Source organism: Peptoniphilus gorbachii (assembly GCF_016908115.1).
GTDB classification, from domain to species: Bacteria; Bacillota; Clostridia; order Tissierellales; family Peptoniphilaceae; genus Peptoniphilus_A; species Peptoniphilus_A gorbachii.
The window spans coordinates 111,261-135,115 of record NZ_JAFBDH010000001.1 but is presented as its reverse complement, the minus strand read 5'-3'; the positions used below and the strand labels follow the sequence as shown (position 1 = coordinate 135,115).

24 protein-coding genes are annotated in these 23,855 nt (G+C 28.9%); 22 read left to right on the top strand and 2 right to left on the bottom strand.

Going from position 1 to position 23,855, the window contains the following annotated elements; translation table 11 throughout:
- Nucleotides 1-21 precede the first annotated feature (21 nt).
- The 22 genes from asnA to JOD41_RS00580 all read left to right on the top strand — a co-directional run bounded on the left by asnA (nucleotide 22) and on the right by JOD41_RS00580 (nucleotide 22,514).
- Nucleotides 22-1,017: an aspartate--ammonia ligase gene (asnA, locus tag JOD41_RS00685; RefSeq protein ID WP_205051163.1), complete on the top strand. Its 996-nt coding sequence runs from the start codon at nucleotides 22-24 to the stop codon at nucleotides 1,015-1,017.
- A gap of 82 nt (nucleotides 1,018-1,099) precedes the next feature.
- Nucleotides 1,100-1,861, top strand: coding sequence for a hypothetical protein (locus tag JOD41_RS00680; protein WP_156700920.1), 762 nt, complete (start codon nucleotides 1,100-1,102; stop codon nucleotides 1,859-1,861).
- 38 nt (nucleotides 1,862-1,899) lie between these two features.
- Nucleotides 1,900-2,394, top strand: a complete 495-nt coding sequence (gene ruvC / locus JOD41_RS00675; RefSeq protein ID WP_205051162.1) for a crossover junction endodeoxyribonuclease RuvC — start codon at nucleotides 1,900-1,902, stop codon at nucleotides 2,392-2,394.
- Complete coding sequence (ruvA, locus tag JOD41_RS00670) at nucleotides 2,394-2,978, top strand: Holliday junction branch migration protein RuvA (protein ID WP_205051161.1); 585 nt, start codon at nucleotides 2,394-2,396, stop codon at nucleotides 2,976-2,978. The genes ruvC and ruvA overlap by 1 nt, the downstream gene beginning before the upstream one ends.
- Nucleotides 2,979-2,982: 4 nt before the next feature.
- On the top strand, nucleotides 2,983-3,984 hold the full coding sequence (gene ruvB / locus JOD41_RS00665) for a Holliday junction branch migration DNA helicase RuvB (protein WP_156700926.1): 1,002 nt from the start codon (nucleotides 2,983-2,985) through the stop codon (nucleotides 3,982-3,984).
- A 1-nt stretch (nucleotide 3,985) separates the two neighbouring features.
- Nucleotides 3,986-5,107 (top strand): SpoIID/LytB domain-containing protein, encoded by a 1,122-nt coding sequence (locus JOD41_RS00660; protein ID WP_205051160.1) that lies wholly within the window; start codon nucleotides 3,986-3,988, stop codon nucleotides 5,105-5,107.
- Between the two features lie 13 nt (nucleotides 5,108-5,120).
- Entirely contained in the window at nucleotides 5,121-6,140 is a 1,020-nt protein-coding gene (gene queA, locus JOD41_RS00655; protein ID WP_205051159.1) for a tRNA preQ1(34) S-adenosylmethionine ribosyltransferase-isomerase QueA, read from the top strand.
- 5 nt (nucleotides 6,141-6,145) lie between these two features.
- A complete protein-coding gene (tgt, locus tag JOD41_RS00650) occupies nucleotides 6,146-7,258 on the top strand; it encodes a tRNA guanosine(34) transglycosylase Tgt (RefSeq protein ID WP_205051158.1) in 1,113 nt (370 codons plus the stop codon).
- 68 nt (nucleotides 7,259-7,326) lie between these two features.
- Nucleotides 7,327-7,626: a preprotein translocase subunit YajC gene (yajC, locus tag JOD41_RS00645; RefSeq protein WP_156700933.1), complete on the top strand. Its 300-nt coding sequence runs from the start codon at nucleotides 7,327-7,329 to the stop codon at nucleotides 7,624-7,626.
- 8 nt (nucleotides 7,627-7,634) lie between these two features.
- Nucleotides 7,635-7,781 carry a six-cysteine ranthipeptide SCIFF gene (gene scfA / locus JOD41_RS00640; RefSeq protein WP_019107118.1) on the top strand — a complete coding sequence of 49 codons (147 nt, stop codon included), beginning with the start codon at nucleotides 7,635-7,637 and terminating at the stop codon, nucleotides 7,779-7,781.
- Between the two features lie 52 nt (nucleotides 7,782-7,833).
- On the top strand, nucleotides 7,834-9,186 hold the full coding sequence (gene scfB / locus JOD41_RS00635; RefSeq protein ID WP_205051157.1) for a thioether cross-link-forming SCIFF peptide maturase: 1,353 nt from the start codon (nucleotides 7,834-7,836) through the stop codon (nucleotides 9,184-9,186).
- A gap of 115 nt (nucleotides 9,187-9,301) precedes the next feature.
- Nucleotides 9,302-11,089, top strand: a complete 1,788-nt coding sequence (gene recJ / locus JOD41_RS00630; protein ID WP_205051156.1) for a single-stranded-DNA-specific exonuclease RecJ — start codon at nucleotides 9,302-9,304, stop codon at nucleotides 11,087-11,089.
- The gene (locus tag JOD41_RS00625; protein ID WP_205051155.1) at nucleotides 11,076-13,220 is read left to right on the top strand and encodes a RelA/SpoT family protein; all 2,145 of its coding nucleotides are present in this window, start codon (nucleotides 11,076-11,078) and stop codon (nucleotides 13,218-13,220) included. Before recJ ends, JOD41_RS00625 begins: the two co-directional genes overlap by 14 nt.
- Before the next feature lie 4 nt (nucleotides 13,221-13,224).
- On the top strand, nucleotides 13,225-13,674 hold the full coding sequence (dtd, locus tag JOD41_RS00620) for a D-aminoacyl-tRNA deacylase (RefSeq protein WP_205051154.1): 450 nt from the start codon (nucleotides 13,225-13,227) through the stop codon (nucleotides 13,672-13,674).
- Between the two features lie 7 nt (nucleotides 13,675-13,681).
- Nucleotides 13,682-14,308: an MBL fold metallo-hydrolase gene (locus tag JOD41_RS00615; RefSeq protein WP_205051153.1), complete on the top strand. Its 627-nt coding sequence runs from the start codon at nucleotides 13,682-13,684 to the stop codon at nucleotides 14,306-14,308.
- Entirely contained in the window at nucleotides 14,305-15,633 is a 1,329-nt protein-coding gene (hemZ, locus tag JOD41_RS00610; RefSeq protein ID WP_205051152.1) for a coproporphyrinogen dehydrogenase HemZ, read from the top strand. Before JOD41_RS00615 ends, hemZ begins: the two co-directional genes overlap by 4 nt.
- A 2-nt stretch (nucleotides 15,634-15,635) precedes the next feature.
- The gene (locus JOD41_RS00605) at nucleotides 15,636-17,171 is read left to right on the top strand and encodes a Mur ligase family protein (protein WP_205051151.1); all 1,536 of its coding nucleotides are present in this window, start codon (nucleotides 15,636-15,638) and stop codon (nucleotides 17,169-17,171) included.
- Nucleotides 17,172-17,314: 143 nt separating this feature from the next.
- Nucleotides 17,315-19,102, top strand: a complete 1,788-nt coding sequence (aspS, locus tag JOD41_RS00600) for an aspartate--tRNA ligase (RefSeq protein ID WP_205051150.1) — start codon at nucleotides 17,315-17,317, stop codon at nucleotides 19,100-19,102.
- 25 nt (nucleotides 19,103-19,127) lie between these two features.
- Nucleotides 19,128-19,550, top strand: coding sequence for a SoxR reducing system RseC family protein (locus JOD41_RS00595; RefSeq protein WP_205051149.1), 423 nt, complete (start codon nucleotides 19,128-19,130; stop codon nucleotides 19,548-19,550).
- A 7-nt stretch (nucleotides 19,551-19,557) separates the two neighbouring features.
- Nucleotides 19,558-20,382, top strand: a complete 825-nt coding sequence (locus JOD41_RS00590; RefSeq protein ID WP_205051148.1) for a hypothetical protein — start codon at nucleotides 19,558-19,560, stop codon at nucleotides 20,380-20,382.
- Nucleotides 20,369-21,343 (top strand): hypothetical protein, encoded by a 975-nt coding sequence (locus JOD41_RS00585; RefSeq protein ID WP_205051147.1) that lies wholly within the window; start codon nucleotides 20,369-20,371, stop codon nucleotides 21,341-21,343. The genes JOD41_RS00590 and JOD41_RS00585 overlap by 14 nt, the downstream gene beginning before the upstream one ends.
- 19 nt (nucleotides 21,344-21,362) lie before the next feature.
- Nucleotides 21,363-22,514, top strand: a complete 1,152-nt coding sequence (locus JOD41_RS00580; RefSeq protein WP_205051146.1) for a TraB/GumN family protein — start codon at nucleotides 21,363-21,365, stop codon at nucleotides 22,512-22,514.
- Between the two features lie 28 nt (nucleotides 22,515-22,542).
- Here the strand turns inward: JOD41_RS00580 and JOD41_RS00575 are convergent, their stop codons facing one another.
- Together JOD41_RS00575 and JOD41_RS00570 are read right to left on the bottom strand one after the other, a co-directional pair.
- On the bottom strand, nucleotides 22,543-23,004 hold the full coding sequence (locus tag JOD41_RS00575) for a threonine/serine exporter family protein (RefSeq protein WP_205051145.1): 462 nt from the start codon (nucleotides 23,002-23,004) through the stop codon (nucleotides 22,543-22,545).
- On the bottom strand, nucleotides 23,001-23,780 hold the full coding sequence (locus JOD41_RS00570) for a threonine/serine exporter family protein (RefSeq protein ID WP_205051144.1): 780 nt from the start codon (nucleotides 23,778-23,780) through the stop codon (nucleotides 23,001-23,003). The genes JOD41_RS00575 and JOD41_RS00570 overlap by 4 nt, the downstream gene beginning before the upstream one ends.
- Nucleotides 23,781-23,855: the final 75 nt, after the last annotated feature.

The window sequence follows — 23,855 nt, the reverse complement described above, 5'->3', positions numbered from 1 at the left end:
TTTAAAATTATGGAGGAAAAGATGAGAAACAATTCAAGTGCTACAAAATTAGACCTTAGAGAAACACAGATAGCTATTAAGTCAGTTAAAGATTATTTTCAAAGAGACTTGGCCAATACTTTAAATTTGCAAAGAGTTTCTGCGCCTCTATTTGTTAGACCAGAGACTGGTCTTAATGACAACTTAAATGGAGAAAAAGCAGTTGACTTTGATTTAAGACAATATGGTATTAATGTTGAAATAGTACAATCTCTTGCAAAATGGAAAAGAAATGCTCTTAAAGAATATAATTTCAATAAGTACGAAGGTATTTATGCCGATATGAATGCAATAAGAGCCGAAGAAGAACTTGATGAAATTCACTCTTCTTATGTTGACCAATGGGATTGGGAAAAGATAATTGATAAAAGTGACAGGAATAAAGAATATTTATTTTTAGCTGTAAAAGAAATTTTTTCAGTTTTTAAGAGAACTGAAGAATATATCAATCAAACTTATCCTTATATTCTTTCACAAAAATTACCTGATGAAATATTTTTTATAACTTCACAAGAACTTGAAGATCTATATCCAGGTAAAACTGCAAAGGAAAGAGAAAAATTAATTTGTAAAGATAAGGGTGCTGTTTTTATTATGGGTATTGGGGCAAACTTAAATTCAGGTGAACCTCATGATCATAGAAGTCCTGATTATGATGATTGGAATTTAAATGGAGATATTTTATTTTGGGACGAAGTTTTGGGAAATTCACTAGAAGTTTCTAGTATGGGTATTCGTGTTGATGAAGATTCTTTAAAGAGTCAATGTGAAATTGCAAATACTACTGATAGATTTAAACTTAAATATCACCAAGATGTTTTAAATGCTAAACTTCCTTATACAATTGGTGGAGGAATTGGTCAATCAAGAATTTGTATGTTTTTCCTTGAAAAAAGCCATATAGGAGAAGTACAAGTAGGCGTTTGGGACGAAAAAAGTTTGAACTTTTGTAAAGAAAATAAAATAAAATTATTATAAAATTTAATAAATTTACAAATTGGATACAAATCCTTCGGAATATATAGTATAATATTTTTATACGAAACCGGAGGATTTTTTTATGGATTTGGCACAAAAATTAAATCAAGAAAATTTTAAAAGCCTTGCCTTTAAAGATATAAAAAAATACCTAATTGCAAATTTCTTATTCAAGGGTGACCTAGATAGCATAAATATTCTTTTGAATTTATACAATGTTTATGAGTCAATTGAAAATATTTATCCAAGGTATGTGACTCTTGAAAATTTGAGAAAAGATATAATTAAAATTTATAAGCAAAAGGAAGGAATTGAACTTATTGCGAGAAACCTTTCTAGTTTAATTCATGATGACATCAATAGGTTGGAGCTTTATTTATATTTGGAAGGTTATAGACTTGGTTTTAATTCCAAGAAACACATTAACTTACTTGAAATAATAACATTAAAATATTTAACAATTGATGAACTTTATAACAGGAAAAAGCTTTTTCAGTATGAATTTAAAAATGAAGAAATTTTATCTTTCAAGAAGTTAATTTTTAAAGATATTAGAAAAGATAGGCAAATTAGGATTTTTATAAAAAGCACACTTTCAGATGTTAGGAAAAAAATACTTAACGACAAAATAAATAACATTAACGATCACCTTGATTTGCAACTTATTTTTAAAAGTGAAGACGATGATGTAAAAATCAAGGAAGTAGATTCCTATTTGACTGAACAAGAAATTGATACTCTTAACAATAAAATTTTCAAATTTTTATACATAGATGGATTTAGGATTTTCAGAAATGGTTTTTGGGATGGAGTTAACGATAGAGTTTTAAAAAGATATAAGTAAGGATAGTTTTAAACTATCCTTTTTAAAGTGGTGATTAATTGGTAATAATGGGCATAGACCCTGGAATAGCAATAGTTGGATATGGTTTTTTGGAGTTAAATGGTAATTCATATAAAGTTTTGGATTATGGTGCAATAACTACAATGGCAAAAGTCCCTCTTCCAGATAGATTAAATACTATTTATTCAGAAATGAATGACTTAATAGATAAATATAAGCCACAGGACATTGCCTTTGAAGAATTATTTTTTAACAAAAATGTAAAGACTGCAATAACTGTTGCAGAGGCTCGTGGAGTTGAAGTTTTGTCTGCAAAAAAAAGTGGAGCTTCTTTATTTGAGTATACACCGCTTCAAGTTAAGCAAGCTCTTGTGGGATATGGAAGGGCAACAAAAAATCAAGTTCAAGAAATGGTTAAGATGATTTTAAATTTAAAAGAAGTACCAAAACCTGATGATGTTGCTGATGCACTTGCTGTTGCAATTACTCATGGCAGTTCAATTAAGTTTAAAGAAAGTTTTAGGTTGATATAATGATAGAATTTTTAAAGGGAAGAGTTCACTCTACAGATAGAGGTTATTTAGTTCTTGAAACTAATGGAATTGGTTACATAATTAATATGGTTTCAAGAGAGCTTCACACTTTTTATAAAAATGAAGAAGTTTTTATAAATATTAGACTTATTCTTAGAGAAGATGCTGCAATCTTGTATGGGTTTAAGGACAGCGAAACAAGAAATGCCTTTGATTTACTTACAAGTGTTACAGGTATTGGTCCTAAGCTTGCTATGGGAATCTTAGATGGAGATGATGTTTCTAATATTGCAAAATACATTTTATCAAAGGATGAAAAGCCACTAACAAAACTGCCAGGAGTTGGTAAAAAAACTGCACAGAGAATTATTCTTGAATTGAAGGATAAAGTTGAAAAATTAAATTTAGATTTAGATTTTACAAAAGAAGAAACTCCTTTATTTGATGAAAATGATGATCCAGCTGTTGAGGCACTAATCTCCTTGGGTTATAATGTATATGACGCAAAAAAATCACTGGAAAAAGTTGATGCTTCACTTGATATTTCTGAGAGAATAAGAGAAGCCTTAAAATTAATGGGTTGATATTATGAATGAAAATAGATTAGTGGAACCATCTTATATTGATGGGGATACAAAGGAAATTAGCCTTAGACCAAAGTGGTTAAGTGAATATATTGGACAAGAAAAAGTTGTAGATAATTTAAAAATTTTTATCGAAGCTGCAAAAAATAGATCGGAACCACTTGATCACACTTTGTTAAGTGGACCACCAGGTCTTGGCAAAACCACTTTAGCTGGTATTATTGCTAATGAAATGGGTGTAAACTTAAAAGTTACATCAGGTCCGGCAATAGAAAAACAAGGAGATCTTGCCAGCATACTAACAAATTTGAATAATGATGATGTACTATTTATAGATGAAATTCACAGACTAAATAAATCTGTAGAGGAAATACTTTATCCTGCAATGGAAGATCATGCCCTTGATATAATAATAGGAAAGGGACCTTCAGCAAGATCAATTAGACTTGACCTTGCACCCTTTACTCTTATAGGAGCTACTACAAGAGCAGGTATGCTTACATCTCCTCTAAGAGATAGATTTGGTGTAATGTTAAAGTTGGATTTATATGACACAAAATCTTTAGTAGAAATTATTATGAGATCTGCAAAGATTTTAAATATTCCAATAGAAGAAGAAGGGGCATTAGAAATTGCAAGAAGATCTCGTGGAACTCCTAGAATTGCCAATAGACTTTTAAAAAGAGTTAGAGATTACGCTGAAGTCAAAGAAGAGGGCGTAATAACAACTAAGGTGGCAATAAAGGGATTAAATCTTTTAGAGATTGATAAATATGGACTAGATACCATTGACAGGAGAATAATTCTTACTATGATAGAAAAATTTTATGGAAGACCTGTTGGTATTGATGCCATATCTGCTGCTATTGGGGAAGACAAGGGAACAGTAGAAGATGTTTATGAACCTTATTTAATGCAAATAGGTTTTATTATGAGAACGCCTAGAGGAAGAGTTGCTACCAAAAGAGCTTATGACCATTTTGGTATAGAATATAAGGGTGAGTGAAATGAAAAAAATTTTATTGTTAGCCATATTTTTAATCTTATTGCCAACTAGTATTTTTGCAAAGGAAAGTTATGAAAAAATTGACATAAAGGTTGGAAAATCCTTAAGTGCAAAGGAAAATTTGAAGATAAAATCTAAAAGTAAATTAAAAATTATTACTTCAGATAACCAAGTTGTAAATAATACAAATAACAAGGAATTTGATGTTATGTTTGATGGAGATAAAATATATGTTAAGGGTAATAACTTTAAACTAGCCAATTTTCCACAAGATGGCGCTTTTTTAATAAGCTCCGATTCTCCAATATATGTTGATAATATCAAAAGAAATTACAGAGGTTCAATTTCCTTTAGAGTAAATGATAAAAAAATGGACATTATAAATAATGTAGAAATTGATGATTATTTAAGAGGAGTTTTGCCTAAGGAAATGAGTCCAGAATTTCCAATGGAATCACTAAAGGCGCAAGCTCTATGCTCAAGATCCTTTGCCATAAATAATTACAAAAAATTCATCAAAAAGGGATATAACCTTGATGATACTACTAGATCCCAAGTTTATTACGGAAAAGATGTGGAAGAAAAATCAACTGATGAGGCAGTAAAGGAAACTTTAGGAGAAGTTATAAAATACGACGGAAAAATTGCTGAAACAATTTTTTGTGCTTCTTCAGGAGGTTATACTGTATCATCATCAGAAGCTTGGGGTGGAAATTTTGTACCATATTTAATTTCAAAGGAAGACCCATATTCAACTTATACTTGGAATTACACTTTAAAAGATAGTGATTTAAAAAAATTAAATCTATGTGATGCAAGTGGTGTAAATTTGGAATTAACAGATAGTTCTAAAAGAGTAAAAAATATTGTCTTTAATACTTCTAAGGGTGATGTAGCTATAAAAGCTAAAGACTTTAGACAAAAATTAGGAAATACAATAATTAAATCTACATTGTTTGACATAGAATGTAATAATAACAAAATAATTGTAAAGGGAAAAGGCTATGGACATGGCGTTGGCATGAGCCAATATGGAGCTGTTGAAATGGCAAAAAAAGGAAATAATTATAATGATATTATTGGATTTTATTTTCCAGGAACAAATATCGAAAAAATAAAATAATAGAAAGGCAAAAATGAAAACAAAAGATTTTTATTACGACTTACCAAAGGAATTAATAGCGCAACATCCTTCTGAAAAAAGAGACCATTCAAGACTCCTTGTACTTGACAAAAAAACTGGAGAGATGGAACACAAGCATTTTTATGATATTGTTGATTATCTTAAAGCTGGGGATGTGCTTGTATTAAATGACACCAAGGTAATGCCTGCAAGAATTTTTGGACACAGAGAAGGCAAAGAAGAAAAAATTGAATTTCTTCTTTTAAATCACAAAAGTGATACCTGGGAATGTCTATCTAAACCTGGTAAAAAAGCACAAATAGGAACTAAAATAATTTTTAGTGACAAATTATCTGCTGAAGTCATTGATATTTCTCATGATGGTTCGAGATTTTTAAAATTTGAATATGATGGAATTTTTGAAGAAATATTAGATGAACTTGGAGAGATGCCACTTCCGCCATATATTACTGAGAAGCTAGAAGATAAAAATAGATATCAAACTGTGTATGCGAGAGAAGAGGGTTCAGCTGCAGCACCAACTGCAGGACTTCACTTTACAAAAGAACTTTTGCAAAAAGTAAAGGACAAGGGTGTAGAGATTTGTTATATAACACTTCATGTTGGTATTGGAACTTTTAGACCAGTTAAAGTTGAAAATATTGATGAGCATGAAATGCACTCTGAATTTTATATTATGACTAAGGAAGTTGCAGATAAAATTAATACTGCAAAAGATAGAGGAAGTAGAGTAATTGCAGTGGGAACTACAAGTGTAAGAACTGTTGAATCCATTGCAGATGAAAGTGGAAGAGTTTGTGAAAAAAGTGGATTTACAAATATTTTTATTTATCCCCCATATAAATTTAAGTGTGTAGATGCACTTATAACTAATTTTCACTTACCAGAATCAACACTATTAATGTTAGTTTCTTCACTTTCAACAAGAGAAATTATATTAACGGCCTATGAAGAAGCTGTAAAAGAAAGATACAGATTTTTCAGCTTTGGCGATGCAATGTTTATAAGGTAGGTTTTATGTTTAAATTTGAACTATTAAAAACTGCTAAGGATTCAAAAGCTAGACTTGGCAAAATTACAACTAATCATGGAGAAATAGAGACACCAATTTTTATGCCTGTTGGCACTAGAGCAACTGTTAAGACTATGACCCCTGATGAATTAAAGGAAATAGGCTCGCAAATTATTTTATCCAATACTTATCATTTGTTTTTAAGACCAGGCACTGAAATAATAGAAAAAGCTGGTGGTCTTCACAAATTTATGAATTGGGATAAGCCAATCCTTACAGATTCAGGTGGATTTCAAGTTTTTTCCTTATCAGATAATAGAAAGATAACTGAAGAAGGAGTTCACTTTAGAAGTCATATAGACGGCAGTAAAATGTTTATATCACCAGAAAAATCTATTGATATTCAAAATATTCTTGGTTCAGATATAATTATGGCCTTTGATGAATGTGCCCCTTATCCAGCAAGTCATGAATATATTGACGATTCTATGAGAAGGACCCTAAGATGGGCTAAGAGATGTAAAGAACATCACAAAAATATAGATAATCAAACTCTTTTTGGAATAATTCAAGGTGGAATGTATAAAGACCTAAGAGAAATTTCTGCAAGAGAAATGGTTGATATGGACTTTAAAGGTTATTCTATAGGAGGTCTTTCTGTAGGTGAACCTCTTGATTTAATGAATGATATTTTGGATTTTACAACAGACTTTATGCCAGAAAACAAACCAAGGTATTTAATGGGAGTAGGAAGTCCAGATTATTTATTTGAAGCTGTTGAAAGAGGAATTGACATGGCAGATTGTGTTCTTCCAACAAGAATTGCAAGAAATGGAACTGTTCTTACTCATAAAGGACGAATAGCAATAAAAAATGCAGTTTATAAAGAAGATTTTTCTAGGCTTGATGAGGACTGTGATTGTTATACTTGCAAGAATTTTTCTAAGGCCTATATAAGACATTTATTTAATGTTGATGAAATACTTGGAATGAGACTTGCAACAATTCATAATCTCTACTTCTTATTACAAACAATGAAAAATATAAGAGATTCTATAAAAGGTGATTACTTCTTAGAATATAAAAATGACTTTTACAAAAAATTTGGTTATAAATAATTTCTTGTTAAGTTATATAATTAAATGTATAATATAATTATCTATAATATACAAGAAAGGGGTTAATAATGAATCAAAATGCAATGTTAAATTTTATTCCTTTAATAGTAATGTTTGTTATTTTTTATTTTTTCATGATAAGACCACAAAAGAAAAAGGCAAATGAAATAAATGAAATGCGCGAAAATTTAAAAGTTGGCGACAAAATAATAACAATTGGTGGAATAATTGGTAAAATTGTTCTAGTAAAGGAAGATTACTTAGTTATTGAAACTTCATCTGACAATTCAAAAATTGAAATTATGAAGTGGGGTATTAACGGTACTTATAAAAAGAATACTGAACTTAAAGATACAGAAGAAGAATAGGAGACATTATGAAACATATAAAAACACTTACAAAGAAAAATCTTAAGAAAACATATGAAAAAGGCGGATGTGGAGAATGTCAAACATCTTGTCAATCAGCTTGCAAAACTAGCTGCACAGTTGGAAATCAAAAATGCGAAAATTCTGAAAACTAAGGCAAGGGTAACCTTGCTTTTATTTTGTTAAGGGATAGGTAAAGGAGTAAAGATGGTAGAAAGAATTCACAAATTTTATTTAAACGACAGATATATAGTCCTTGATATTGCTAGCGGGTCAGTTCATGTTGTTGAAAAAATTGTTTATGAAATGATTGATGATTATGAAAAATTATCAAAAGAAGAAATTATTGATAAATTTTCAAAACTTTATAATATAGAAGATGCAAGAGAAGCTTATGATGAAATAGAATATTTAACTAAAGAAGGTTTATTATTTTCTGAAGATGAACATTTTAAACTTCCAAAATATAATCCAGAAAATGTTGTTAAGGCTCTATGTCTTCATGTTGCTCACGATTGTAATTTGAGATGTAAATATTGTTTTGCTTCCCAAGGTGATTTTAAGGGCGACAGAAGTTTGATGTCCTTTGAAACTGGAAAGAAAGCCTTAGATTTTATATTAAAAAATTCTGGCAATAGAAAAAATCTTGAAGTTGATTTCTTTGGTGGCGAGCCCCTAATGAATTTTGATCTTGTAAAAAAATTAGTTGCCTATGGAAGAGAAGAAGAAAAAAAATATAACAAGCACTTTAGATTTACAATTACAACAAATGGAATGCTTTTAAATAAAGAAATTGAAGATTTTATTAATGAAAACATGGACAACGTAGTTCTTTCAATTGATGGAAGAAGAGAAATAAACGATGAAATGCGTCCTACAATAAATGGTAAAGGATCCTATGATGTAATAGTTCCAAAATTTAAGGAACTTATCGATAAAAGAGGGGACAAAGATTATTTCATTAGAGGGACTTTTACAAATGAAAATTTAGATTTTTCAGAAGATTTAAAGGATTTTTATTCTCATGGTTTTAAAAAGACTTCTATTGAACCAGTTGTAACTGATGAAAGAGAGCCTTATGCTATAAGAGAAGAACATTTAGATAAAATTTTAAGTGAATACGAAAAGATGAGTAAAGACTACATTGACATAAGAAAAAAAGACAAAGACTTTTCTTTCTTCCACTTTATCATTGATTTATCACAAGGTCCTTGCATAGTTAAAAGAACTGTTGGCTGTGGTGCTGGATCTGAATATGTTGCAATTACACCACAAGGAGAAATTTATCCTTGTCATCAATTTGTTGGTGAAGAAGAATTTTTACTTGGAAATGTAGATGATGGAATTTTAAATACTAATCTTAGAGACAAGTTTAAAAATTCTAATGTCTACACTAATGAAGACTGTCCATCATGCTGGGCAAGATATTATTGCTCAGGCGGATGTCATGCTAATGCTTATTACAGCAATAATGACATAAATAAACCATATAAAGTTGGCTGTGCCATGGAAAAGAAAAGAATTGAATGTGCAATTTCAGTTCTTGCAAATGAAGAATAATTATAATTTTTTATGAACCCTTAGGGGTTCTTTTTTTATTCTTTACTAATTTTATAATAGTTTTACCTTAATGGTAATTTTTGATATAATTAAATTTATATGAAGTGGTGATTATATGGAAAGATGGTTTATAAAAAATAAAAGTGACCCAGGAATTGAATATAAAAAACTGGGCATTAATAATGTTATATATAAAATTTTACTTAATAGAGAAATAAATACTGAAGAAGAAATAAAGAGCTTTTTGGAACCAAAGCTTTCAAATTTAAATTCACCTATACTTTTGAAGGATATGGTTAAGGCTTCTAATTTAATTTTAAGTCACCTCGCAAAGAAAAATAAAATTAGAATTATTGGTGATTACGATGTTGATGGAGTTACTTCCACTTATATTCTATATACTGGTCTTAATAGAATTGGAGCAAATGTATCCTATGATATTCCTCATAGAGTAGAAGATGGCTACGGCATTAATAATAATTTGATTGATAAAGCATATGATGATGGTGTAAATTTAATTATCACTTGTGACAATGGTATTGCTGCAAGTGATGCTGTTCTTTATGCAAAGTCAAAGGGAATAGATATTGTTATAACTGATCATCATGAAGTTCCAAAGATAGTTGAAAATAACATAGAAAAAGAGTTAATACCAGATGCCAATGCTGTTATTGATCCAAAACAATCTTCCTGTTCTTATCCTTTTGAAGATATTTGTGGAGCAGTAGTTGCCTTCAAATTAATTGAGTATTTATTTTTAATTAAGGGTGTTGATAAAGAAGAGTTTTACGAAAACTTTTTGTCCTTTGCTGCTCTTGCCACTGTCTGTGATGTAATGCCACTTATAAATGAAAATAGAATAATAGTCTCTTATGGCTTAAAATATTTAAGAGAGACTAAACACCTTGGACTAAATGCACTTATAGAAGCTTCAGATGTAAAGAAAAATGATATAGATGTATATCATCTCGGTTTTATTCTTGGACCTACAATAAATTCTAGTGGTAGGCTTGAATCAGCTAAGTATGTCTTAGATCTTTTGCTGGAAAAAGATTATAATGTGGCACTTGAAAAAGCTAAAAAATTAAGAGAGCTAAATTATGAAAGAAAAGAATTAACAATAAAGGCTTTTAATGTCATAGATGAGAAAATTAATAGCGAAAATCTTTTAGATAAACACAAGGTTCTAATAGTTTATGTAGAAGGGCTTAATGAATCAATTCTTGGTATTGTTGCAGGAAAGATCAAGGAAAAATATTATAGACCAACACTTGTATTAAGTGACTCTAGAGATTTAATTAAAGGCTCCGGTAGAAGTATAGAAGAATATAACATGTTTAAAGAATTCTCTAAGTGTAAAGAATATTTAACATCTTTTGGTGGCCATAAAATGGCTTGTGGACTTGCACTCCCTCTTGAAAATTTAGAAGATTTTATTAAAGATGTTGATGAAAAGGAAAACTTGACAGAAGAAGATTTAATTAGAAAAATTTATATAGATGGAAATTTAAAATTAAAATACATTAGCATGAATTTACTTAAAGAAATTGAAAATCTTGCGCCTTTTGGCAATGGAAATTCTGCTCCAAAGTTTGGTGCTAAAAATTTAAAAATAAATTCATTAAATATCTTGGGAAAAAATAAAAATTTTTTAAAAATGACTTTATCTCAAGATAATATAAGTTACACAGCAACTTTATTTGAGGATTCAGAAATATTTTTAAATAATCTTGCAAAATATTATGAAAGGGAAGAAATAATGGAGCTACTTCAAGGTAGACCATCAAATATTTTTATAGATATAATTTTTAATTTAGAGTTAAATAAATTCAATGGAAATATATCAATTCAATTAAAAATTAAAAATTATAGAATTACAGGTGATAAAAATGTTAATAGATGATTTAATTAAAAAAGTAAAATCCTATAATGAAAATGCAGATTTTGATATGATAAATCGAGCATATAAATTGGCTGAAGAACACCATAAAGAACAAAAGAGAAATTCTGGAGAAGATTATATAATTCATCCACTAAATGTAAGTTTAATACTGGCTGATATGAATATGGATACTGCTACTATTGTTGCTGGTCTTCTTCACGATGTTGTTGAAGATACTGATGTAACTTTAGAGGATATTAAAAATGAATTTGGTCAAGAAATTGCTGATTTAGTTGATGGAGTTACTAAATTAAAAAAATTAAATTATAAAAATAAAGAAGAAAAGCAAGCTGAAAATATTAGAAAAATGGTTCTTGCCATGGCAAAGGATATTAGAGTAATAATAGTAAAGCTTGCTGATAGACTTCATAATATGAGAACACTTGAATACATGACTGATGCTAAAAAAATCGAAAAGGCAACAGAAACTGTTGAGATTTATGCTCCAATTGCCGATAGACTTGGTATGAGTAGAATCAAGTGGGAGCTTGAAGATTTATCTCTTAGATACTTAGATGAAGAAGGCTACTATGAACTTGTAGAAATGGTAAATAAGAGAAGAAATGAAAGAGAAGATCTTATTAACCATATCATTGCTGAGCTTGAAGAAAACTTAAAAAAAGTTGGAATTGAGTGTGAAATAAAGGGAAGACCAAAGAATTTTTATTCCATTTATAAAAAAATGAAGAAAAAGGGCAAGGTTTTTGATGAAATCTATGACCTTTCTGCAGTTAGAATCTTAACTCATTCAGTAAAAGATTGTTATGGGGCACTTGGTGTTGTCCATACACTTTTTAAACCTATTCCAGGTAGATTTAAAGATTACATTGCAATGCCTAAGCCTAATAAGTACCAATCTCTTCACACAACTGTAATTGATAATAATGGAGAAACTTTTGAAGTTCAAATTAGAACTTATGAGATGCATCAAACTGCTGAATATGGTATCGCAGCTCATTGGAAATATAAAGCTGGCGTTTCAAAGGAAACAGCTTTTGATGAAAATTTAACTTGGCTTAGACAACTTTTAGAATGGCAAAAAGATTTAAATGATCCTGGAGATTTTATGGACACCTTAAAAATTGATTTCTTTGCCGATGAAGTTTTTGTATTTACACCAAGAGGAGATGTTATAAATCTACCTGAAGGTTCAACTCCAATTGACTTTGCTTATAGAATTCACTCTCAAGTTGGAAACACATGTGTTGGTGCAAAAGTAAATGGTAGAATTGTGCCATTAAATTATACACTTCAAAGTGGAAATATAGTAGATGTAATAACAAATCCTAATACTAGTCCATCTCTTGATTGGTTAAAAATTGTAAAAAGTCCTCAAGCCCGCAAAAAAATCTCTCAATATTTTAAGGTTAAGGACAAAGAAAAGAACATTGAGAGAGGAAGAGATGCAATTGAAAAAGAAGTAAGAAAACAAGGATATCAAGTTCATAAAATTTTGCGAGATGACTGGCTTGAAGAAGTTAGACATAAATTAAATATGCTTAACTTAGACGAAATGTATGCGGCGGTTGGTTTTGGAACTATAACAACGGCACAAGTTACAGCAAAATTAGAAGATATTTATAATAAATTTTACAAAAAAGATGAAAAAGATGTAGAAGAAATTGTTCAATCTCGAAAAAGATACAATAATCAGGGTATAGAAGTTAAAGGTGTTGATGGTGTTAATGTTAGGATTGCAAAATGCTGTACACCAGTTCCAGGTGATGATATTGTGGGATATATCACTATAGGAAGAGGTATATCAGTTCACAGAAAAGATTGCAAAAATATGCAAAATAATGTGGATCCTTCAAGACTAGTAGAGGTAAAATGGCAAAGCAGTAATGCAACTAGTTATAGCGCATCAATTGAAATAAGAGCCTTTGATAAGCCAAATGTTATCGGTGATATTGCCAATAGAGTAAATAATTCTAGGTTAAGTATTTCCTATTTAAATGCCAAAGTAATAAAAAATGGAGATGCAGTAATAGACATCACTGTTGAAATCACAAATAGTGATGAACTAGAAAGACTAATTGAAAAATTAAAGAGAATAAATAATGTTCTCGAGGTATATAGAGTAAAGGCGTGATATAATGCGAGCAGTAGTTCAAAGAGTAAAAAGGTCCAGTGTGTCTGTTGACGGGAAAGTTATTTCAAAAATAGATAAGGGACTAATGGTGCTCCTTGGAGTTGAAGTTGGTGATGATGAAAAAGATTTAGATTATATTCTAAAAAAAGTGACAAAGCTTAGAATTTTTGATGATGAAAATGGAGTCATGAATAAATCACTTCTAGATTATGGATTAGAAATTCTTCTTGTAAGTCAATTTACTTTATATGGAGATGCAAGAAAGGGCAACAGACCATCTTATGTTCGTTCAGCAAAATTCGATGAAGGAATTATTTTATATGAAAAATTTATTGATGAACTTGAGAATTTAAATGTAAAAGTTTCTCATGGAGAATATGGTGCTGATATGGATGTTGAGCTTATTAATGATGGACCTGTTACAATTTTATTGGATTCAAATAAGGAATTTTAGGTGAATTATGGAATATAAAATTATAAAATTAGTTGTTGGAGAACTACAAGAAAATTGTTTTATTCTCTTTGACGAAAATAAAGACGCTTTTATAGTTGACCCAGGTGCTTCAAGTGAAAATATTATAGAAGCAATTGAAAAAAATGATTTAAATATAAAGTATATTCTTTTAACTCATGGTCATTTTGATCATGTTGGAGCAGTTGCTGCTTTAAAGAAAAGATTTAAAGCTCCAATATATCTTCATAAAAATGACAGAAACTTTTTGGAAAATCCAAAAGAAGTTAGAGAGTCTGCCTTTGGTCTTCAAATTGAAGCCGCAAATGTTGATGTTTTTGTAAATGATGGAGATGAAATTCCTTTTTCAGATGATAAAATTAAGGTAATTGCAAGTCCAGGGCACACTATTGGATCAGTTTGTTATCTTTTCAAAAATTATTTATTTGCAGGAGATACTTTATTTAATGGCTCCATTGGGAGAACTGACTTTCCTGAATCAGATAATAGTCTTATGATGGAATCTCTCAAAAAATTAAAGGAATTAGATGATGATATCTATGTGCTATCTGGTCATGGTCCAGAATCACAAATGAGCTATGAAAAGATGACAAATCCTTATTTAAGAAGACTATGATTGTAATAGAAAATGAAAGTGAAGGTTTAAAAAAATCAATTTTTGAATTTTTTAGGATGAAACTTCCTAAGAGTTATAAAAAACTAGACTTGAACTTAAAAATTGATGTTCATAACGATTTTCTCTTTATTGATATTTTTGGAGAGAAAATTAATAAAAGCACAAAGCTAGATATAAAAAATGAAAAGCCCCACTTTATTATAAAGAGATATTTATTTGATTTATTTAGTAATTATGAATATTTTGACTCTAGTTTTGGTATTTTAACTGGAGTAAGACCCTTAAAATTACTTTCAAAAATTTTTAAAAGTTATACTTATGAAGATTCAATTAGAATATTATTTGATAAGTATAGGATAAATAAAGCTGAAGGAGATTTTTTATATCGAATTTATAAAAATCAAGAAAAAGTTCGAGAAAATTCAAATTTAAATTATTACAATGTCTATGTTCATATTCCATTTTGTCCAAGCAGATGCCTATATTGTTCCTTTGATACAACTATTAAAAATAAAGAAAAAATAGACGTTTACACTAAAAATTTAATTTATGATATAAAAAATTACAATTTAGATTTTTCTGAATTTCCAAATTCTATTTATATTGGCGGTGGAACGCCAACAGCAATAGGAAAAGAAAATTTAGAGAAAATTATTGATGCAGTCTTAGAAAAGTTTGGAAGAACACAAGAATTTACTGTTGAGTGTGGAAGAATAGATAGTCTTAGTATAGAAATCTTAGAAATGTTAAAGTCAAAGGGAGTAAATCGAATTAGTTTAAATCCACAAAGCTTTAACGAAGAAGTCATAGGTAAATTAAATAGAGTGTCTAATAAAGATTTTAGTTATTGGTTTTATAAAGCGAGAGAAATTGGTTTTGATGTAATAAACATGGATTTAATAATGGGTCTTCCTGGTGAAAGTAAAGAAAGTATTTTAAATTCAATAAAAAAAGCTATTGAATATTCACCAGAAAATATTACACTACACACCTTGGCACTAAAAAACGGTTCTAAACTTTTTGAAAATTCTTATTTTAATGAAGAAGATTATAATAGTCTAATTGAAGAATCAAAAAGTCTAATGCTAGCTTCAACTTATGAGCCTTATTATCTTTACAGACAAAAAAAATCAGTAATTAGTTCAGAAAATATTGGCTATGCAAAAAAAAGATCTTCTTCAATTTATAATATTGTAATGATGGAAGAGCTTGAAAATATTATTGGATTTGGACTTGGAGCTAGCACAAAAATATTAGATTTCCAGGGGAAATTTAAGAGAAGTATAAATTCTAAAAATCTTGAAGATTTTTTAAAGAGGAGATAATTTTGAAATTAAGTGAAATTTTAAAAAATATAAATATTGTCCATACAAATTTTAAAATTGATGAAAATAAAGATGTAAAAGAAATCACCTTCCATACTAAGGATGTAGTAGAAGGCGCTATTTTTGTTGCAATAAAAGGATATGTAACAGACGGTCATAAATATATAAAAAAGGCAAAAGAACTTGGAGCAGAATTTGCCCTTGTAGAAGATTTTGTTGATGTTGATATCAAACAAATAAAAGTTAAAAATTCTAGAATTGCCCTTGCAGATATGGCTACAAATTTTTATAAAAATCCTTCAAAAGAAATGAATGTAATTGGAATTACAGCGACAAACGGAAAGACAACTACTGCCTTTATGGTGGATTCAATTTTAAAAGAAGACAAAAGAGAAACTGGAATGATAGGTACAGTCCTCACTAGATATAAAGATGTAAAAATTCCATCAATACTTACAACACCAGAGTCACTCACTCTTCAGTCATATTTTAGAGATATGCTTGATAAAAATATAACTGACGTTACTATGGAAGTATCATCTTCAGCACAAGAACTATTTAGAGATAAAAATATTGATTTTGATATAGTAACCTTTAATAATCTTGGCAGAGAACATATTGATCAACATGGAAGCTTTGAAAAATATTTTCACTATAAATCAAGACTAATTAGGCATGCTAAAAAAGATGCTCTTGCTATTTTAAATGCTGATGATGAAATGATTTATTCTTTAAAAGAAAAAACTAAGGCCAAAGTTTTATCTTTTTCTCTTGAAAATGATGGGGCAGATTTTGGAATTTCTGATTTAGATTTAACTACTGGTAAGGGAAAATTTTTATTTAACATAAATAGAGATGTAAAATTAAAAGATTTTACAATAAAGAAATCAAGCTTTAAAGTTGAACTTGGATCAGTTGGTTATTCTTCAGTTATGAATTCTGTAGTTGCTATTATTGTGGCACTATGTTTAGATGTAAAAAAAGATATAATTACAAAAGCTTTAAAAAATTTCAAGGGTGTTGAAAGAAGATTTGAACTTATCTTCGATGAAGATTTTAAAATTTTAGACGATCATTTTGCAAATGAAAAAAACATCGACGCAACAATGGAAACTCTAAGAATGATGGATTATAAGGATTTAAATATCTTATATGCCATAAGAGGACATAGGGGAGTGGAAGTCAATAGAGAAATTACAGAAAGATTAGTTAAGTGGATCAAAGTTTTAAAACCAAAATCTATATCTGCAACTTTATCAAAAGAAATTGTTAAGGAAAAGGATAAAGTTACAGAAGATGAATTAAATATTTTTAAGAAGATTTTAAGTGAAAATAATATTGATTGTAAAATCTATAATACTTTAGAAGAAGCTATAAATAGTTCCATTGACTTATTAAATAATGGGGATGTACTTTTACTTGCAGGCTGCCAGGGAATGGATAAGGGTGCAAAATTTGTAAAGGAAAAACTATTAAGAGAAAATAAAGTTAAAGATATTTGCGGATTTTCTCAAAGAATTGATAGTAGAATCTGTTAAAGTTGAATTTTAAGAGACCTTGTTTTATAATTAAAATAGAATTTTATGGAAATAAATAATATAAATTGCTAATCGTTTATTTATATTTTAACGAATAAGCTCCAAACCATTTGAGGCTTGGAGTTTAATTTTTAGGAGGAAATATGGCTGAAAAAATGGGAAATCTCAAGAGATCTAACTATTGTAATGAGATTTCAGAAGAAATGATTTCAAAGGAAGTTACCTTAATGGGCTGGGTTGCAAAACAAAGATCCCTTGGCTCAATAATTTTCGTTGACCTTAGAGATAGAAGTGGAATTGCACAAATTGTTTTTGATGACACATCTTCAGATGAGCTTTTAGAAAAGGCATCACATCTTCGTGGGGAATTTGTAATTGCTGTAAAGGGAAAAGTTAGGATGAGATCATCAATAAATGAAGAACTTGAAACAGGAAGAGTTGAAGTCCTTGCCAGCGAACTTAAAATTTTAAGTGAATCTGAAGTTCCACCAATTTATGTAAAGGATAATGACAATGTTTCTGAAAATATGAGATTAAAATATAGAACTTTAGACCTTAGAAAGCCAAGTATGCAAAAAAATCTCATGATTCGTTCTAAGATTTACAAAATTACTCGTGACTTCTTCTATGAAAATGGATTTATTGAAGTTGAAACACCAATGTTAACTAAGCCAACTCCTGAAGGAGCAAGAGACTATTTAGTTCCAAGTAGAGTTAATCCTGGAGAGTTTTATGCCCTTCCTCAATCTCCACAACTAATGAAACAACTTTTAATGGTTGCAGGACTAGATAGATATATCCAAATTACAAAATGCTTTAGAGACGAAGATTTAAGGGCAAATAGACAACCTGAGTTCACGCAAATTGACATGGAACTTAGCTTTGTAACTGAAGAAGATGTAATGGAAATTAATGAAAGATTTTTACAAAGATTATTTAAAGAAATTTTAAATAAAGACATTGAACTTCCAATAAAGAGAATGAAATATTCTGAAGCCATGGATAGATTTGGAGTAGACAAGCCGGATTTAAGATTTGGCATGGAACTTCACGACATATCTCATCTTGTCAAGGACTGTGGATTTAAAGTATTTGAATCAAACACAGAAAAGGGCAAAAGTGTCAGAGGAATTAATGTTAATGGTGGAAGTGAATTTTATTCAAAGAAACAAGTTAAAAAATTAGAATCCTTTGTCAAAGATTTTAAGGCAATGGGCCTATCTTGGATTAGAGTTGATGAAGAGATAGATTCTCCAATTGCAAAATTCTTATCTGAAGAAAAAATGAATGAAATTATTAAAGGTTTTGATGCAAAAAAAGGCGATTTAATATTGATTTTAGCTGATAAAAACTCTGTTGTTTACAGCGGACTTGGAAATCTTCGTAATAAAATTGCAAGAGATATGGATTTAATTGATCCTAATGATTATAAACTTACATGGATAACAGAATTCCCTCTATTTGAATATGACGAAGAAGAAGAAAGATATGTTGCAATGCACCATCCTTTCACAAGTCCATTAGACAAAGATGTAGATAAACTTACTACCGATAAGGAAAATGCAAGAGCAAAGGCTTATGACATTGTAATAAATGGAGATGAAATGGGTGGAGGAAGTATTAGAATTAATGATCCAGAAATCCAAGAAAAAATGTTTGAAGCTTTGGGACTTTCAGAAGAAGAAGCTAAAGAAAAATTTGGATTCCTATTAGAAGCTTTTAAATATGGAGCACCACCACATGGAGGACTTGCTTATGGCTTAGATAGACTTGTAATGCTATTTACAGATGCTAAGAGCATTAGAGATGTAATTGCTTTTCCAAAGACTCAAGCTGCAACTTGTCTATTAACTGGTGCACCAACTTCTTTATCAGAAAAACAATTAGAAGAAGTTCATATTAAAGTTTTAGAAAAGGAAAAAGAAGAATAATTAAAAAGAAGATTAAGGTGATATTATGGAAAATATTGGAATTGTTAGAGCAAAAAATAATAATAAAATTTTTGTTGAATTTACAAGGGAAAGTGCTTGTGGAGAAAGTTGCGAATCTTGTAGTGCGAAATGTGCAGAATCTGAGACAGAACTTTTTGAGTTTCCAAATTCAGTCTCTGCCAATGTTGGAGATCGTGTAAAAATAAAGACAAGGGATATGTCTGTTTTATCTTATAAATTCTTAGTTTACGGTCTTCCTTTGATTTTATTTATGGCTACAATTACAATTTCATATATTGTTATGAGTCATACTTCTATGGGAAATATAGAATTAAAATCACTTATTATGGGAATATTTTCCCTACTTATTTCCTATTTTATTTTAAAAGAAATAGATCACAAGTTTAAAAAAACAAATAAGGGTGCTATTTTTCTCGAAAAAATGTAGGTGAGAAATGCATAATAAAAACTGGTATAAAGTATTTTATATTTTTACTTTTATTGTTTTTATTTTATCTTTAATTTTTTTCATTTATTCTATTGCAAACAAAAAATATTCATCAGAGTTAATAGCTGAAAATAAAAAAATTAGAGAAGAAATAAATTCTATTGAAAACAAAATAAAGGGCATCACAGAAGATATTGATGCACTAGAAATTGAATTTAATTTAAAATCTCAAGATTTTTATGAAAAATATGGCTATCAATTTGAATCAAATAAATCTGATGAAATAAAAAAAATTAGAGAAGATTATTTAAATAAAAATAAAGCCATAATATCAGAAATAAAGGATAGATTAAAAGCCTATAGTGCTTACTTTGAGTCTAATATATATGAAAAAGAAGGATATGAAAAATCAGTTAATGATTTTTTAGAACTTTATGGTGAGTCTAATTTAGATAAGCACAAAAATATTTATAATGAATTAAATATTAAATCTTTTGTTGAAGAATCTGATGGATTTGCCAAAACAATTTTGAAATTAAATAAAAGCTCTAAGGAACTAAATACTTTAGTTTTTTATGCTTCAATTTACACTTCAAATATTTATTCTTATATAAATAATGAAAAATCATCTTTATCAGAAATTTATGCAGACCTAAATAATCTTATGTTTATTTATAAGGAAATAGAAAGAAAAGGCTATAAAACAGGTAAGTTAAATTCTGAAAATCTAATTTATTTGAATAATTTTATTGAAGATAAAATAACATCATACTATAAAAATCTAGGCATTTTAAAAGCTTTGGAAAAGAGTGATAAAGATGAACAAAAATAAAAAAATAATATTGTCTTTTATCTTTATTGTTCTAAGTGTAGTTTTTTCCTTCTTTGGTTTTTCCAATTTAAAAGAAATTGGATCATCATACTTTAATTTATCAAGAGAAAACTCTTCTCTTATAGAGAAAAAAAATAAGGCTGACGAAAAACTAAAAATCTTAAGTCAGGAAAATAATAGTAAGAAGTCAAAATTAGATGTAATAAATAGCGAAATAAATAAGTTTGACATAATTAAAGAAAAGACTTCAGAAATTGATAGTATGAATAAGGAAATTAGTGAATCTTTAATTTTATTTAGAAAAAATAACTTTAATGAATTTTATAATACTGACATTAGAAAAGTTAATAATTATAAGACTTTAAAGGGAAATTTTATTGAGGATAACTTGACGGAAGATGATGTAAAATCAAATTTAACTATGATTCAATTTATCTTAAATTCCTATTATAATTTTGACTTAAATCGAAATATTAGTAAACACAATCTAAAGGCCTATGAGAATCTTGGAATAATTGATTATTTAATAAATGGTGATAATTATATGTTAAAATCCATTTTGTTAAATGATACTTCTAAAATTTCAAAGCTAAAGGAAGAAAAGGAAAATATTTTAAAAGAAGAGGAAGATTTCTTTTCTATTTATGAAAATATCTATGGCGATAAGGAAAATATTAAAATACTTAGATCAGATAAATCTAGTACTTTAGATGGCCTTAAGCCTAGTGAAAAGAAAGAAGATAATAATTTTAAAGTGCTAAATGCTCTTTGCATTGATATTTTAAATTCATCTGTTAATTATTTAGGGGATTTTAAAATAATATCAGAAAATGGTGTAAATAAACTTAATATTTTAGAAGATACAATTATGAGCGAAGAAAATGAAAAGAATAAAACAAGTGTAACTTACTACAATAGAATAAGTGGAGATGCTTATACTTTGACAGAGGAGAAAGAATAAATCTTATAATAGGAGAGAAATGAAGGATAAATTAATTAGATTAGATTATCAGGGCAAGGAAATAATTTTAATTCCTACAGCGCATGTATCTCAAGAAAGTGCCAAATTAGTTAGAGAAACTATTGAAGAGGAAAAGCCTGATTCAATTTGCATTGAACTTGATGAGCAAAGGTATAAAAATTTAAAAAACCCCGATGCTTGGAAGAACACAAATATTATTGACATAATTAAACAGAAAAAGGTGACGCTTTTAATTGCAAATTTAATTCTTTCATCATATCAAAGAAATATTGCAAAGAAATTAAAGACAAAACCTGGTCAAGAAATGATTGAAGGCATGAAAGCTTCTGAAGAATTGGGAATTAATTTAGTACTTGCTGATAGAAGTATCCAAACAACATTTATGAGAATCTGGAGAAAAATGGGATTTTTTGAAAAAATTAAATTATTTTTTTCTTTAATGGCCATGGACGATGATGAGGATGTTTCAGAAGAAGACTTACAAAAACTAATTGAAAGAGATAATCTTGAACTAGCAATTGAAGATATGGGAAAGGATTATCCTCAAATAGCAGCAACTCTATTGCATGAAAGAGATAAGTATCTAGCTTTCAATATAAAAAATGCACCAGGTGAAAAAGTTATTGCAATTCTTGGTGCCGCACATACCCCGGGAGTTGAAGAAGAAGTTTTTAAGGAGCAAAATGTTCATGAATTAAATGAAATTCCTCCAAAATCCTTTACTGGTAAGGTCCTTCCTTGGTTAATTCCAATTTTAATTGTAGTTTTAATTGGACTTGGATTTAAGCAAAGTTTGAATACAGGCATGGATCAAATAAAATCATGGTTTTTATTCAATTCAATCTTAGCAGCTCTTTTAACAGCGCTATGTCTTCCTCATCCACTAAGTGTTTTGACAGCTTTCGTTGCTGCTCCTTTTACATCTATAAATCCAATGCTAGCTTGTGGTTGGTTTGCTGGTCTAGTAGAAGCAAGTTTAAAAAAACCTACAGTTGAAGATGTGAATAATATCCCTGATGATATTTTTAATATAAAATCTTGGATCCATAATAAATTTTTGAAAGCTCTTTTAGTTGTAATACTGGCAAATATTGGCTCATCTATTGGAACAATTATTGCTGGAAGTAAAATAATTCAAAGTTTATTTTAATATAAAAAAATTAAGGTAATGGAAAAAATTATCCATTACCTTTTTTATTTGCCTTAATATTTCTTATAGATTCTTTTATTATCCTAACTAAACCTTGAGATAAAACTATACCTAGAGCAAGTGCAGATGTTGTTAAAGTAGTTTTAATGACTTGTTCACGCATAAAAACATAATTTGATTCTATGAAATAATACATTATATAATACATTCCAGCTCCTGGAACAAGTGGAACTAAACAGGGCAGCGTAAAAACTGTAGCTGGTTTTTTAAACCTAATTGCAAAACTTTCAGAAAAAATGCCAATTAAAAAAGAAGATATTAAGTAAGAAATCATGTAGTTACTGCTAAAATCATAGAAAATTTCATATATTATCCATATAAAACCGCTTAGGCATGATGTTATAATTCTTACATTTTTTGGAAGCTTAAAAAAAACTGTAAAGCCATAAGTTGCAAAAGCTGATAAGAAAAATTGTTGAAGAATTTTCATAATATAAACCTCATAACTTTTAATCCTACACCAACACCAAAGGCAATGGCAAGGGCAATAAAGAAGGCCTTAATCATAGTAATTGCCCCAGTTATAAATTCTCCACTCATAATATCTCTTACTGAGTTTGTAATAGCAACCCCAGGAACAAGTAGCATTATAACCCCAATAATTACATTATCAATGTTAGATCCAAATCCAAAATGAACGCAAATAATTGCTAAAACAGATGTAATAAAGGCACAAATAATATTATTTATAAAAAAAGAAAGTTTAAAATAGCTTAGTTTTTCAAGAACTATGGGAATTAAAATTCCAATAATAAAACTTGCAGCGAAGTCCTTTAAGTCTCCGCCAAATAAAACTGTAAAAAAGGAAGAGGCAATTCCTCCTGAAAAATAAACTTTCTTTGGGCTCTCTTCTGATCCATCAATTTCAAAAAGTTTATCATAAGCTTCTTTTATTGAAAGATCTCTTGAGACAAATTCTCTTGAAAAAGAATTTACACAGTCGATTTTATATAAATTTGTATCTGAAATTGTTATTTTTCTAAAATTACTAAGAGTTTCCCCTTCAAATTCAATTGAAATAAATATTGCAGAAGGTAGGGCATAGGCAGCCACATTAGAAATATTTGAAACAGATTTACAAATTCTTTCAATAGTGTCTTCAGCTCTATAAGATTCAGCTCCATTTTGAATTAATAATGCCCCTGTAAATAATGATAGATTCATTAAATCTTTGGCATCTTTTATATTATTTAAAACTTTAGCCATTTTATCACCAAGCTAATTATACTATGGAGTTTTTTTATTCTCAATTGTAAATAGTAAATTGAATCTAATAATTTA

What these genes read in the sequence shown, in the direction of transcription:
- ruvB (WP_156700926.1), top strand. Translation starts at nt 2,983, where the DNA reads ATGAATGAAAATAGATTAGTGGAACCATCTTATATTGATGGGGATACA.
- JOD41_RS00580 (WP_205051146.1), top strand. Translation starts at nt 21,363, where the DNA reads ATGAAGGATAAATTAATTAGATTAGATTATCAGGGCAAGGAAATAATT.
- scfB (WP_205051157.1), top strand. Translation starts at nt 7,834, where the DNA reads ATGGTAGAAAGAATTCACAAATTTTATTTAAACGACAGATATATAGTC.
- recJ (WP_205051156.1), top strand. Translation starts at nt 9,302, where the DNA reads ATGGAAAGATGGTTTATAAAAAATAAAAGTGACCCAGGAATTGAATAT.
- JOD41_RS00615 (WP_205051153.1), top strand. Translation starts at nt 13,682, where the DNA reads ATGGAATATAAAATTATAAAATTAGTTGTTGGAGAACTACAAGAAAAT.
- JOD41_RS00680 (WP_156700920.1), top strand. Translation starts at nt 1,100, where the DNA reads ATGGATTTGGCACAAAAATTAAATCAAGAAAATTTTAAAAGCCTTGCC.
- ruvA (WP_205051161.1), top strand. Translation starts at nt 2,394, where the DNA reads ATGATAGAATTTTTAAAGGGAAGAGTTCACTCTACAGATAGAGGTTAT.
- JOD41_RS00625 (WP_205051155.1), top strand. Translation starts at nt 11,076, where the DNA reads ATGTTAATAGATGATTTAATTAAAAAAGTAAAATCCTATAATGAAAAT.
- asnA (WP_205051163.1), top strand. Translation starts at nt 22, where the DNA reads ATGAGAAACAATTCAAGTGCTACAAAATTAGACCTTAGAGAAACACAG.
- queA (WP_205051159.1), top strand. Translation starts at nt 5,121, where the DNA reads ATGAAAACAAAAGATTTTTATTACGACTTACCAAAGGAATTAATAGCG.
- scfA (WP_019107118.1), top strand. Translation starts at nt 7,635, where the DNA reads ATGAAACATATAAAAACACTTACAAAGAAAAATCTTAAGAAAACATAT.
- JOD41_RS00660 (WP_205051160.1), top strand. Translation starts at nt 3,986, where the DNA reads ATGAAAAAAATTTTATTGTTAGCCATATTTTTAATCTTATTGCCAACT.
- dtd (WP_205051154.1), top strand. Translation starts at nt 13,225, where the DNA reads ATGCGAGCAGTAGTTCAAAGAGTAAAAAGGTCCAGTGTGTCTGTTGAC.
- yajC (WP_156700933.1), top strand. Translation starts at nt 7,327, where the DNA reads ATGAATCAAAATGCAATGTTAAATTTTATTCCTTTAATAGTAATGTTT.
- tgt (WP_205051158.1), top strand. Translation starts at nt 6,146, where the DNA reads ATGTTTAAATTTGAACTATTAAAAACTGCTAAGGATTCAAAAGCTAGA.
- JOD41_RS00575 (WP_205051145.1), bottom strand. Translation starts at nt 23,004, where the DNA reads ATGAAAATTCTTCAACAATTTTTCTTATCAGCTTTTGCAACTTATGGC.
- JOD41_RS00570 (WP_205051144.1), bottom strand. Translation starts at nt 23,780, where the DNA reads ATGGCTAAAGTTTTAAATAATATAAAAGATGCCAAAGATTTAATGAAT.
- JOD41_RS00590 (WP_205051148.1), top strand. Translation starts at nt 19,558, where the DNA reads ATGCATAATAAAAACTGGTATAAAGTATTTTATATTTTTACTTTTATT.
- aspS (WP_205051150.1), top strand. Translation starts at nt 17,315, where the DNA reads ATGGCTGAAAAAATGGGAAATCTCAAGAGATCTAACTATTGTAATGAG.
- hemZ (WP_205051152.1), top strand. Translation starts at nt 14,305, where the DNA reads ATGATTGTAATAGAAAATGAAAGTGAAGGTTTAAAAAAATCAATTTTT.
- JOD41_RS00595 (WP_205051149.1), top strand. Translation starts at nt 19,128, where the DNA reads ATGGAAAATATTGGAATTGTTAGAGCAAAAAATAATAATAAAATTTTT.
- JOD41_RS00585 (WP_205051147.1), top strand. Translation starts at nt 20,369, where the DNA reads ATGAACAAAAATAAAAAAATAATATTGTCTTTTATCTTTATTGTTCTA.